This window comes from Brucella pseudogrignonensis, from assembly GCF_002252525.1.
GTDB lineage: Bacteria > Pseudomonadota > Alphaproteobacteria > Rhizobiales > Rhizobiaceae > Brucella > Brucella pseudogrignonensis.
This window is the reverse complement of the sequence record NZ_NNRM01000047.1, coordinates 58911-71192: the sequence shown is the minus strand read 5'-3', so window position 1 is coordinate 71192 and position 12282 is coordinate 58911. Positions and strand designations below refer to the sequence as shown.

Here is a 12282-nt window from a genome sequence, read left to right as displayed (position 1 = left end):
CTTCAATCTTCCAACAAGGCGTGAAGCGGCAGATAAGACCTCCAACGCGAATGATCGGTGGAAGCCATGCTGTTGCACAAAGCTTTCCCCGAATAAGGCGAAAAGAGCAAGTAAGTCGTGAGACAAAACCGCCCTCATTCCACCAAAGATTGGGTTTTAGCTTATGCAACAATGGCCTTTGACCGCCATTTGCGGTTAAGTGACAACAAATACGACGCGATAAGAATCGCTTTGGGCCGGAAGTTTCTGGCCAGGGATAGAGCACTATGAATGACGTGGTTGTAGAAAAGCCCCTCACCGAAATCACAATCAGTGGCGGTGGCCCTGCCGGAATGATGGCCGCATTGGCCCTAAGCGCCAAAGGTTATCGCACGGCACTGCTCGGTCCGGAAACCGACAGAAACGACCGCCGCACCACAGCGCTGATGATGCCAGCTATCCGCTTTCTTGAAGAAATCGGCGTCTGGGGCGATATCGCGCCTGAAGCTGCTCCTCTTGCTTCAATGCGTATTGTCGATGCCACGCAGCGTCTCATCCGCAGCCCCGCCGTAACATTCCGCGCAGGCGAAATCGATGAAACAGCCTTTGGCTACAACATCCCCAATGCAGCGTTGAACCAGAAGCTTGCGGAAGCGGTTGAAAACAACCCTGCAATTAAACGCATCACGCAGCCTGCAATCGAATATCGCAACAATGGCGATCACGTCACCATAACGCTTGCAGGCGGCGATACGCTGCATACCCGTCTTGTCGTAGCAGCTGATGGACGCAATTCCGCTGCGCGCGAAGCCGCTGGTATTCGCACACGTCGCTGGAGCTATCCGCAGACGGCCGTGGTGCTTTCTTTTGCGCATGAAGTCGAACACGAGAACATCTCGACCGAATTTCATACAGAAGAAGGCCCGTTCACACAGGTTCCACTTAAGGGAAAACGTTCGAGTCTCGTCTGGGTGGTGAATCCCGGCCGTGCCGAAATGCTGCTCGCATTGGATGACTTGGCCCTCGCTCAGCGCATCGAAGACATGATGCAATCAATGCTTGGCAAGGTGACGATTGATATCCGTCCGCAAGCGTGGCCGCTATCGGGAATGGTGCCGCTTTCATTTGCATCAAAGCGCACTATTTTAATCGGTGAAGCAGCGCATGTGTTCCCGCCTATCGGCGCGCAGGGGCTTAATCTCGGCACACGCGACGTCGAAACACTGATCAAGGCCATTGCAAGCGATCCATCGGACCCCGGTTCGGACCGTGTGATCCGCGCTTATGATCGTGGCCGTCGTCCAGATATTCTGGCCCGCACAGGTTCTGTGGATGCACTCAACCGTTCGCTGCTCTCGCCGATGCTGCCAGCACAGATTGCACGCGGCGTTGGCCTGGAAATGCTGCGCTCTTTTGCGCCACTCCGCGCATTCTTCATGCGTGAAGGCTTGCGCCCTGGCAGCGGCTTTTCTCAGCTGTTGCCGCGGCTTCCGAAACTCCCTAATCGCGGGAAAAGCGCGACAAAATAATAAATCGCCTCAATAACCGAACCTGAAACCTCCCGCAGCTTTAATTCAGCGCGCGGTGAACTACATATGTCTCATGGGTATAACACAGATAACGCACGCTAAGTTTCAGATCGGACAGGTGGTCAAGCATCGACTGTTTCCTTTCCGAGGGATCATTTTTGATGTCGATCCGGAATTTGCGAACACCGAGGAATGGTATGAGTCCATCCCTGAAGAGACCCGGCCGCGCCGCGATCAGCCGTTCTATCATTTGCTGGCAGAAAACTCGGAGTCCGAATATGTGGCCTATGTCTCTGAGCAAAACCTCGTACCGGATCTGAGCGATGAGCCGCTGCGTCATCCGCAGATCAGTGAAATGTTCGACAAGCTTGATAACGGGTCGTACCGCGTGAAGCTGCACGCCAATTAAATAAAATCGGGTATTTACTCGGATCACTTAATCAAATGCACAAACAAAAAGGGCGCTAAAAAGCGCCCTTTTCGATTCATTGCAATAGAGCAGCTTAGTTAGCTGCGCCCTTTGCCTTGGCCTGTTCAGCCTTCATCTTTTCTTCGAATTCCTTCTGGCGCTTAGCAACAGCGTCCTGAAGTTCCTTCTGGCGTTCTTCGAGTTCAGACTGCTTGAGGCCCGGGCCGGTAAGAGCTGCCGAGAAGCCGGTCAGAGCAACTGGAATCGGGTTCTGCTTGTTCTGGTAGTTGACCGAAGTCAGCGTAACCTTCGTGCCTTTCTTCAGCGCATTGATCAGATCGTCTGAAAGCGGAGCTTCAGCAATGCAGCGATCCGGGAAGCAAATGCCATACTCAAGCTTGGTTGGCTTGGCATTGTCGATCTGCAGACCTACACCAGCAGGGATCAGGCGGCCGATTGGAACAGTGACCTGAAAAATCTTACGATTGATCTTGCCCTTGATCTCGATGAGGTTGACTGCGGTCAGCAACTGGCCGGAGTCTGCAGTGATAATGTTCTGCGTGTTGCAGATGTCATTGTCTTCCTGCTTCGAGCAAACCTTGAACCAACCCTGAGGCGGCTGCTGTGCAGCTGCAGGCATCGTCGCGGAGGCAAGCAGGGCGAACGCGCCAGCAAATGCGGATGCGGCAGCGATTGTCTTCGTGCTGGTCATGATCAACAGGTTCCTTTCAACGCTATGATCTTCCGTCTCTGGTTGAGTCAGCGATAGACCGTCACTGATTAGAAAATGCGGCAACAGCGTGACCTTTGGGAATTAACATCCCATTCCGGGCGTCGTGTTACAACGACTTCTGATATGAATCCAGATGGTCGAAGCCTTTCAACCAGCAAAATACGTCATATTTTTTGTTTTAATCTGCACTGTCGCGCGTCAGACACGCTGTTAATCCGCACAAACTCAAGGTTCATGCTAATTTCGCCACACGAATCGATACTAAGATTTCACACTTATTTACAATGAACCTATTAAGTTGAACGAGGACGCGAGAAAGTTGACTGGATTGTTTGCTCTTTTCCGCAACACAGCTTTAGCCAGCCTTATCGGCATTTGCGCCAGCATCGCTCCAGCGAAGGCCGAAAATGGTGCAGCGCCAGACTATGCACTTTCAATGCATGGCGACGTGGCACTGCCTGCTGATTTCACCAGCTTTCCATATGCCAATCCCGACGCCCCAAAAGGCGGCGCGCTGCGTATGGGTGTTGTCGGAACGTTTGACAGCCTTAATCCGTTCGTTCTCAAAAGTATGCGTACAACAGCGCGCGCGCTTTTCAGCGATGCCGATTTCGGGAATCTGGTCTACGAAACGCTGATGCAGCGTTCACGCGATGAACCTTTCACGCTTTACGGATTGCTTGCTGAGAAGGTCGCGATCGACCCGGAACGCAAATGGGTCGAATTCACGCTCAATCCAAAAGCAAAATGGTCTGATGGTGAACCGGTAACAGTTGAGGATGTCATCTTCACCTACGACATTCTCACGGAAAAAGGCCGTCCGCCTTACAACAATCGAATGAGCCGGATCGAGAAAATCGAAAAGACCGGCGAGCGCTCCGTGCGCTTTGTCTTCAATGACAAATCCGATCGCGAGTTTCCGATGCTGATTGCCGGAACGATGCCGGTGCTGCCCAAGCACGCAATCGATCCAGCGACATTTGGCAATTCGACACTCAAGCCTCCAGTGGGAAGCGGCCCTTACACCGTCTCTGGCGTTCAGCCCGGCCAGCGCATCACCTATAAGCGCAACCCGGATTACTGGGGCAAGGATCTGCCAGTTCAGCATGGGTTGAATAACTTCGACACGATCTCAATTGAGTATTATCGCAATGAGACATCGCTGTTTGAGTCCTTCAAGAAGGGCATTCTCGACGTATTCATCGATGCCAACCCGACACGCTGGGAAAAATCCTACGACTTCCCGGCAGTCAAGGAAGGCAAAGTCGTTAAAGAAAACTTCGAGAAGGGAACGCCAGCAAATATGCTTGGCTTCGTCTTCAACACACGCCGTCCAGTGTTCGAAGATCGTCGCGTCAGACGGGCACTCGGGCTTCTGTTCGATTTCGAATGGGCCAATCGAAATCTCTTTGCTGGTCAGTATGAACGTCTGCAAAGTTTCTGGGAAGGCTCAGATCTGTCATCGGTAGGTAAAGCTGCTGATGCGCACGAGCGGGAGCTTCTCGCCGCTTTCCCTGATGCTGTTCGCAAGGATGTGTTGGAAGGAACGTGGCATCCATCGACCACCGATGGCACCGGCCATGATCGCGGCCCGGCCAAGGAAGCTTATGAACTGCTGATAGATGCCGGCTTCTCGTTTGAGCATGGCAAGGCGATTGATCCATCTGGCAAGCTATTCCAGTTTGAAATCATGACACGTTCCGCTGACGAGGAAAAGGTAGCGCTGGCCTATAAGCGCAACCTCGCCCGCCTCGGAATCGATGCCGAAATTCGCACCGCTGATGACGCACAATATCAGCAGCGTTTGCAGACATTCGACTACGACATGATCCTCGGTGCCCTCACGGGCTCGCTATCACCAGGCAACGAGCAATGGATGCGCTGGGGCTCTGCATCACGCGATGCACAAGGCAGCTTCAACTATCCCGGCGTATCCGATCCGGCAGTCGATGCGATGATCGAAGCGATGCTTGCGGCGCGGGAACGCGATGATTTTGTGAGTGCCGTGCGTGCCCTCGACCGCATTCTCATCTCCGGTGATTATTACATCCCGCTCTATTACCTGCCTTATCAGTGGGTGGCACGCTGGGATCGGATCAGACATCCGGAGAAAACATCGCTTTACGGCTATCAGTTGCCAACCTGGTGGCAGGCAAGCAAATAGACTGAGTTGATCACGTCGTAATTCACCCTACATTTTCGATCTATAAAGATAAGCAAGCGGGAGGATAATCCTCCTGCTCGCCGAACGGAGCACCTTATGACCACAAGAAAAATCACCATCGACGTTGTGTCTGATGTCGTTTGTCCATGGTGCTTCCTCGGCCGCAAAAGGCTGGAACAGGCACTCGAATTGACGCCGGAAGTTGACGCTGAAGTTCGCTGGCGTCCTTATCAGCTCGACCCTTCTCTGCCTCCACAGGGCAAGGATCGTCAGGCCTATATGCGCGAAAAATTCGGTACCGGCTCGAAAATTGACGACATTCACAAGCAGCTAACTGAGCTTGGCGAAGAGAACGATATTGTCTTCGATTTTGAAGCCATTACACGCGCGCCAAATACGCTTGATGCTCACCGGCTGATCCATTGGGCTGCACAGGCTGGACCGGCCTTCAGGACAAGCTGGTTGGCCGACTATTCTCGCTCTATTTCGAGCAGGGACAGGATATTGGCGACCATGAAGTGTTGATTGATGCTGCAGCAAGCGTTGGTATGGAAGCACCGATCGTTGCCCGCCTCCTGCAAAGCGAGGCCGACAAGGCCACGATCCGCGAAGAAATCGACACTGCAAACCGCATCGGCGTGCGCGGCGTTCCGTGCTTCATCATCGACCAGAAATATGCCGTCATGGGTGCGCAGTCAGCCTCCGCGCTCGCTGATGCTATTCAGCAGACAGCGGAAGGTTTTGAGCCTGGCATTTCCGAAGACCGCTGATACCCGAATAAGCAACTAAAAAGCCCGTGCATTCATTCAGATGCACGGGCTTTTTCTTTAAATATCAAACAAATATTTACATGCTTTCGTCTGATACGCGAACCAGCGTCCAGCACGGCTGCTTGGCAAATTCAAATTCCATATATTCGCCATTGTCGGTGCCTTTGATTACGACAATCTTATTGCCGTTTTCACCGTCTTTGTACTCAGCCTGTTTCTTTCTTCCGGCCAGCGTTTCCACATCTGGCATCACCGGCCATTCAACATCAGCGAGCGGAACTTCGGTGCTGACCTTCTTTGGCTCCGGATCGGCTTCCATATCCAAGCTCTCAAAGATGACGGTCTTTGCGGTATTGGCTTCCTGAATCGAAATATCATGGCTGAAGGTCTTGACGAAATGCTCAATCGTCTCAACCTTGCAATTCGGCGTAGACAAAGCGAAAGCCGATTGAGAAACAAATAGGAGTGCTGCAGCGGCGCAGGAAACGCGCAAAGCATTCTTTAGCATCAAAGTTCTCTCCGTTTTAAACTTCAGAGCCGGGGAATGGCACTGAACCCTCAGTGTTTAATAGCTAACTGTTTAACTGCCGGTAGCAATCTTGGCCAGCTGAGTCATGATGACAGCCGAGCCATTAAGACGCTTTTCGGGCGTAGCCCAATCGCGAATGAAAACAATGCTCTGATCTGGTCTGATCTTGGCCATGGACCCCTGCTCGCCGATCATCTTCACCAGCCCGACCGGATTGTTGAAAGTTGCATTGCGGAACTGGATAACCACGCCCTTCGGACCAGCATCGAGCTTCTCGACATTGGCGCGGCGGCAGAGTGCCTTGATGTAAACGATCTTGAGCAGATGCTGTACTTCTTCCGGCATTGGTCCGAAACGGTCGATCAGCTCTGCGCCGAATGCATCGATTTCCTGCGGTTCTTCAAGGTCTGCAAGACGACGATACAGCCCAAGGCGCAATTGCAGATCCGGCACATAGGCCTCCGGAATCATCACAGCCGTACCGATTGCAATCTGCGGTGACCACTGGCTGTCTTCAACTTCAATGGTGCCCTTGAGCGTTGCAACTGCTTCTTCCAGCATCTGCTGATAAAGCTCGAAGCCCACTTCCTTGATGTGACCGGATTGTTCTTCGCCGAGCAGATTGCCCGCACCGCGAATATCCATGTCATGGCTTGCAAGCTGGAAGCCCGCGCCAAGTGTGTCGAGCGATTGCAGAACCTTCAGGCGGCGCTCGGCAGTCTGCGTCAGCGTGCGACCGGCAGGCAGTGTGAACAGCGCGAAAGCACGCTGCTTGGAGCGGCCAACACGTCCCCGCAACTGATAAAGCTGCGCCAAACCGAACATATCGGCGCGATGCACGATCATCGTATTGGCCGTCGGAATATCGAGGCCCGATTCCACGATGGTCGTCGACAGCAGCACATCATATTGCCCGTCATAGAAGGCATTCATGATGTCGTCGAGCATACCCGGCGCCATCTGGCCATGTGCCACGGCCACTTTCAGTTCCGGCACATGGTCCTTCAGGAATTCCTCGATCTCTGTGAGATCGGCAATGCGCGGGCAAACATAGAAGCTCTGGCCACCACGATAGCGTTCGCGCAGCAATGTTTCGCGGATCACCAAGGGATCAAACGGTGATACGAAGGTACGCACGGCCATGCGGTCGACCGGTGGCGTCGTAATCAGTGAAAGCTCACGAACGCCCGTCAAAGCCAGCTGCAATGTGCGTGGGATCGGCGTTGCGGAAAGCGTCAGGACGTGAATGTCCGACTTCAGTTCCTTAAGCCGTTCCTTGTGCTTCACGCCAAAATGCTGCTCTTCGTCAATGATAAGCAGGCCGAGATTTCTGATCTTGATGGAGTTGCCCAATAGTGCATGGGTGCCAACCACAATATCGACAGTGCCGTTTTCAAGACCTTTCTTGGTGGCGGCCAGCTCTTTCGTTCCGACAAGACGCGAAGCATGCGCGACATTGACCGGAAGACCATGGAAGCGCGTCGAGAAAGTCTTGAAATGCTGGCGCGACAGAAGCGTGGTCGGCACGACGACAGCCACCTGAAAGCCGCTCAAAGCTGCAACGAACGCCGCGCGAAGCGCCACTTCCGTCTTGCCGAAACCAACGTCACCGCAGATGAGGCGATCCATTGGCTTGCCTGCACCCAGATCGTCCGTGATGGCATCAATGGCGCGCAGCTGATCTTCGGTTTCATCATAAGGGAAACGCGCTGCGAATTCTGCGTAAAGGCCTTCTGGCGGCTGCATGACTGGCGCGCCACGCATCTGTCGTTCGGCTGCGATCTGGATCAGATGACCGGCAATCTCAAGCAGGCGCTTCTTGAGCTTGGCTTTGCGCATCTGCCATGCGCCGCCGCCGAGCTTATCAAGAACTGCTTCCGATCCTTCCGACCCGAAGCGAGAGAGCAGCTCAATATTCTCAACTGGCAGGAACAGCCGATCATCGCCCGCATAATGAATTTCGAGACAGTCATGCGGCGCACCTGCAGCCGTGATGGTCTTTAGACCGACGAAGCGACCAATACCGTGATCGACGTGAACCACGATATCGCCAGCCGAAAGCGAAGCCGCTTCCGAAATGAAATCCTGATCGCGCTTACGGCGTTTGGAGCGGCGTACAAGGCGATCGCCCAGAATATCCTGTTCGGCAACGACAACGAGATCACCTGCATCGAAGCCGCTTTCAACAGCCAGAACCGCAGCCGTGATGTTGTCACGCGACAGTGCCTTTACAGTGGAAAGACGATCCACCGTCTCGATCTTTTCAAGGCCGTGCTCGTCCAACACCTGCAAGAGACGGTCGAGCGAACCTTCCGACCATGCAGCCACCAGCACTTTTTTGCCAGCCACGCGCAGATCGGCGATATATTTAACCGCCGCTTCAAACAAGTTCACATCGGTCGCAGCGCGCTCTTCTGCAAAACTGCGACCTTTATGAACGTCAGCATGAACAACCGTGCGGCCTGAGACTTCCGGTGTGCCGAACGGTGTCAGATCAATGCGCAGACCACTCGTTTCTGCAATTGCTTCAACTTCGCGTGGCGTCAGATAAAGCGCTTCCGGCTTAACCGGCTTATACGGCACAGCATCGCTGCCCGGCTCTTTGCCTTCGGACTGTCGCAAACGCGACTCAAAATGATCGACGACCATCGTATGGCGCTCGGTCAGCGCTTCATGTACCAGATGATCGAACACCACCGGCATGTCGCCCGTATGGTCAAATACGGTTTCGAGATTGTCGTAGAACAGCGGCAGCCAATGTTCCATACCGGCAAAGCGACGCCCTTCGCTGATCGCTTGATAAAGCGCATCATCCCGCTGTGGTGCGCCAAACATCGCCACGTAATTCTTGCGGAAACGGCTGATCATATCCGGCGAGAGCGAAATTTCGCTCATAGGCTGAAGCACGAATTCCTTGCGCGCGCCTGTGGTGCGCTGCGACGCCGGATCAAACGCGCGTATTGTTTCGAGTGTGTCGCCAAAGAAATCGAGCCGCAGCGGTTCTTCTGAACCCGGCGCATAAAGATCAAGAATGCCACCGCGCACAGCATATTCGCCAATGTCACGCACCGTCGAGACACGCTCAAAGCCGTTACGCTCAAGCCGCGCACTCAGATCATTCATATTGAGCTGATTACCGGGGCGTGCGGAAATCACCTGCTCGGCGATTGCGGCCTGCGGTGGCAGCTTTTGCAGAATGGCGTTGGCAGTGGTGATAATGACAGCTGGATGCGGCGTTTTCTTGAGTGATGCCAAGGCAGCGAGTGCCGCAAGCCTGCGCGCCGATGCGTCAGCCCCCGGCGACACACGATCATATGGCAGACAGTCCCATGCTGGCAGATGCAGTACAGGAAGATCGGGCGAAACAAAGTTCAGCACCTGTTCCAGATCAGCAATGCGCTGCCCATCGCGCACAATATACAAGACAGGCCCGCGTTCTCCGATCTCTTCTACCAGACGCGCAAGACAAAAAGCCTCGAAACCATCGGCTACGCCGTCGATAACGATATGCTTGCCATTTTTAACGCTTGGGCCGGTTTTAAGACCAAATTTGCTGAATACGGGCATGGGGATTTATTCTCAAAATTCTATGCGGTCGCGGAAAGCGATAATGTCTCGGAATAAAGGTGTATCGTATTCCTGTGGTGTTTCGCTTTCGCCTGTCACCCACTTCAAAAGATCTCGGTCGAGCACCTCAAGAATCTGCTCAAACTCATCCAACTGTGCATCGGTGAAGTCTGGAAGATACTGATCGGCATACTGGCCGAGGATCAGATCCATCTCGCGCATACCGCGATGCCAGGCGCGGAACAGAAGCTTGCGACGCCTTACATCAAGATTCCCTGCCGCAAGTGTGCTGCCAGTCATTGTTTAAGCGCTCCATTAACAAATATGTTGCCGGTATATAGCATCTGTTGGCGATGAGGGAACCAGTTTCCTCAATAAGAACAAAAATAGTACAAAACTATTTCAAAGGCTTGCACAGAAAAGCAAAGCAGTTAATGCTCCCCGCCATGCGTCCGTCTGTGCTTGATCCGTTTTTCGCTTCCGTCCGCTCCCTTTCCGGCATTGGCCCGAAAGTGGCAGCTTTGCTTGGCAAACTTTTAGGCACAGATGTGCCCGGAGCCGAGCCAAAAGTTGGCCAGCTTCTTTTCCTGCCGCCTCACAGTGTGATCGACCGGCGCAATCGTCCCGGCGTTGCATTTGCGCAGGAAGGCGCGATTGTCACGCTTGAGGTGATGGTCGATCAGCATCAGCCAGCACCGCGCGGACGCGGCAATGTTCCGCATCGCGTGGTTGCGCATGATGATACCGGCGAAATCATCCTCACATTCTTTCATGCGCAATTACCATGGCTTGAAAAGATGCTGCCCGAAGGCGAAACTGTAATCGTTTCCGGCAAGGTCGAATGGTTCAACGGGCGTGCCTCGATGGTGCATCCGGATTATATCGCAAGCCTTGAAGATGCAGCCAATCTGCCTATGGTCGAACCCGTCTATCCGTTGACGGCTGGGCTTTCTTCCAAAACGCTTGGCCGCGCCATGAAAGAAGCTCTGACACGCGTGCCGGTGCTGCCCGAGTGGATTGACGGGCCGCTGATCGCACGCGAGCGGTTTACCGCTTTCAAAGACGCACTCAACACGATGCATCTGCCGGAAGACCCCAGCGATATTGCGCTTGAAAGCATTACGCGGCGCAGATTGGCTTATGACGAGTTTCTGGCGGGACAGCTGGCGCTGGCTCTCGTGCGTGCCAAAACACGCCGCCTTTCAGGGCGTCCGCTGGAAGGCAATGGCCGCATCGTTGCTGAAATCATGCGCCACCTCCCCTATAAACTGACCGGGAGCCAGGATCAGGCGGTTCGCGAAATCATCACCGATCTTAAATCGCCTGAGCGTATGCTTCGCCTGCTACAAGGCGATGTCGGCTCAGGTAAGACGGTTGTGGGCCTTTTATCGATGGCACATGCTGCGGAATCTGGTGGTCAGTCTGCCCTGATGGCGCCTACGGAAGTGCTGGCAAGGCAGCATTTTGCAACCATTGCGCCTCTGGCAGAAAAGGTTGGGCTGAAAGCCGCTCTTCTTACAGGTCGCGAAAAAGGCAAGGAACGCAATGCCGTGCTTGAGGGCTTGAAAAGCGGCGAAGTCGATATTGTTATCGGCACCCATGCGCTTTTTCAGGAGAAGGTCGAGTATCACGATCTCGTCTTCGTCATCATCGACGAGCAGCATCGTTTCGGCGTGCATCAGCGTCTGATGCTGACGGCAAAAGGCAGCGCGCCCGACATGCTGGTGATGACGGCAACCCCTATTCCACGCACGCTGGTTCTGACCGCATTTGGCGATATGGATGTATCCAAGCTCACCGAAAAGCCCGCCGGACGCCAGCCGATTACCACTGCCATTCTGCCCATGGAACGCATGGGCGAACTTGTCGAGCGTATTCGGAAGGCCGTTCACGAAGGGCAGAAGATCTATTGGATTTGCCCACTCGTTGAGGAATCCGAAGTCGTAGAGCTGACTTCCGCCGAAGAACGCTTTGAATCGCTCAAATCTGTTTTTGGCAACAAGATCGGCCTCATCCATGGCCGCATGAATGGTGCTGAAAAAGACGAAGCCATGCGCGCTTTCAAGCAGGGCGAAACACGGCTGCTCGTCGCCACCACCGTCATTGAGGTTGGCGTCGACGTGCCGGATGCAACGATCATCGTCATCGAACATGCGGAACGTTTCGGCCTATCCCAATTGCACCAGCTGCGCGGGCGCGTCGGACGTGGCGACAAACCATCCACCTGTCTTCTGCTTTATAAAGGTCCGCTTGGTGAAATCGGACAGGCGCGTCTCAAGGTGATGCGTGAAACGGAAGACGGTTTCCGCATCGCCGAAGAAGATCTGAAGCTGCGCGGTGAAGGCGAGCTGCTTGGCACCCGCCAATCCGGTACACCAGGCTTCCGTCTTGCTTCGATTGAGGCACACGGAGACCTGCTGGAAATCGCCCGCAAAGATGCCCGTTATGTGTTGACCAGCGACCCCGACCTTGAAAGCGAACGCGGAAAGGCACTGCGCGTTCTGCTCTATCTTTTCGGTCGCGATGAGGCCATTCGTCTGCTACGCGCAGGATAAAGCATGTCGCGGAAAAGTGGGAACCGGTTTTCCGATAACGACATGCA

At 54.0% G+C, this 12282-nt stretch carries 8 protein-coding genes and 1 pseudogene; 5 read left to right on the top strand and 4 right to left on the bottom strand.

The window, feature by feature from the left end; all coding sequences use genetic code 11:
- Positions 1-266: 266 nt before the first annotated feature.
- Positions 267-1508 carry a UbiH/UbiF family hydroxylase gene (locus CEV34_RS22985; RefSeq protein ID WP_007878869.1) on the top strand — a complete coding sequence of 414 codons (1242 nt, stop codon included), beginning with the start codon at positions 267-269 and terminating at the stop codon, positions 1506-1508.
- A gap of 73 nt (positions 1509-1581) precedes the next feature.
- Entirely contained in the window at positions 1582-1917 is a 336-nt protein-coding gene (gene hspQ, locus CEV34_RS22980; RefSeq protein ID WP_007878868.1) for a heat shock protein HspQ, read from the top strand.
- 94 nt (positions 1918-2011) lie between these two features.
- On the opposite strand, the gene CEV34_RS22975 is transcribed toward hspQ, so the two are convergent.
- Positions 2012-2629 (bottom strand): invasion associated locus B family protein, encoded by a 618-nt coding sequence (locus CEV34_RS22975; RefSeq protein ID WP_007878867.1) that lies wholly within the window; start codon positions 2627-2629, stop codon positions 2012-2014.
- Positions 2630-3086: 457 nt separating this feature from the next.
- Here CEV34_RS22975 and CEV34_RS22970 point away from each other — a divergent pair, with 457 nt between their 5' ends.
- Positions 3087-4814 carry an extracellular solute-binding protein gene (locus CEV34_RS22970; RefSeq protein ID WP_083898664.1) on the top strand — a complete coding sequence of 576 codons (1728 nt, stop codon included), beginning with the start codon at positions 3087-3089 and terminating at the stop codon, positions 4812-4814.
- A gap of 96 nt (positions 4815-4910) precedes the next feature.
- Positions 4911-5584 (top strand): annotated as a pseudogene (locus tag CEV34_RS22965) (DsbA family oxidoreductase).
- A 76-nt stretch (positions 5585-5660) separates the two neighbouring features.
- On the opposite strand, the gene CEV34_RS22960 reads toward CEV34_RS22965, so the two are convergent.
- The 3 genes from CEV34_RS22960 to CEV34_RS22950 form a co-directional block, all read right to left on the bottom strand.
- Complete coding sequence (locus CEV34_RS22960) at positions 5661-6092, bottom strand: hypothetical protein (protein ID WP_007878861.1); 432 nt, start codon at positions 6090-6092, stop codon at positions 5661-5663.
- 72 nt (positions 6093-6164) lie between these two features.
- Complete coding sequence (mfd, locus tag CEV34_RS22955) at positions 6165-9680, bottom strand: transcription-repair coupling factor (RefSeq protein ID WP_007878860.1); 3516 nt, start codon at positions 9678-9680, stop codon at positions 6165-6167.
- A 12-nt stretch (positions 9681-9692) separates the two neighbouring features.
- On the bottom strand, positions 9693-9980 hold the full coding sequence (locus CEV34_RS22950; protein ID WP_064321612.1) for an FAD assembly factor SdhE: 288 nt from the start codon (positions 9978-9980) through the stop codon (positions 9693-9695).
- Between the two features lie 134 nt (positions 9981-10114).
- Here CEV34_RS22950 and recG point away from each other — a divergent pair, with 134 nt between their 5' ends.
- Positions 10115-12235 (top strand): ATP-dependent DNA helicase RecG, encoded by a 2121-nt coding sequence (gene recG / locus CEV34_RS22945; RefSeq protein WP_171379654.1) that lies wholly within the window; start codon positions 10115-10117, stop codon positions 12233-12235.
- The last annotated feature ends 47 nt before the right edge of the window (positions 12236-12282 follow it).

Coding starts and splice junctions, on each gene's coding strand:
- CEV34_RS22970 (WP_083898664.1), top strand. CDS start 3,087: ATGCATGGCGACGTGGCACTGCCTGCTGATTTCACCAGCTTTCCATAT.
- CEV34_RS22975 (WP_007878867.1), bottom strand. CDS start 2,629: ATGACCAGCACGAAGACAATCGCTGCCGCATCCGCATTTGCTGGCGCG.
- CEV34_RS22985 (WP_007878869.1), top strand. CDS start 267: ATGAATGACGTGGTTGTAGAAAAGCCCCTCACCGAAATCACAATCAGT.
- mfd (WP_007878860.1), bottom strand. CDS start 9,680: ATGCCCGTATTCAGCAAATTTGGTCTTAAAACCGGCCCAAGCGTTAAA.
- recG (WP_171379654.1), top strand. CDS start 10,115: ATGCTCCCCGCCATGCGTCCGTCTGTGCTTGATCCGTTTTTCGCTTCC.
- hspQ (WP_007878868.1), top strand. CDS start 1,582: ATGGGTATAACACAGATAACGCACGCTAAGTTTCAGATCGGACAGGTG.
- CEV34_RS22950 (WP_064321612.1), bottom strand. CDS start 9,980: ATGACTGGCAGCACACTTGCGGCAGGGAATCTTGATGTAAGGCGTCGC.
- CEV34_RS22960 (WP_007878861.1), bottom strand. CDS start 6,092: ATGCTAAAGAATGCTTTGCGCGTTTCCTGCGCCGCTGCAGCACTCCTA.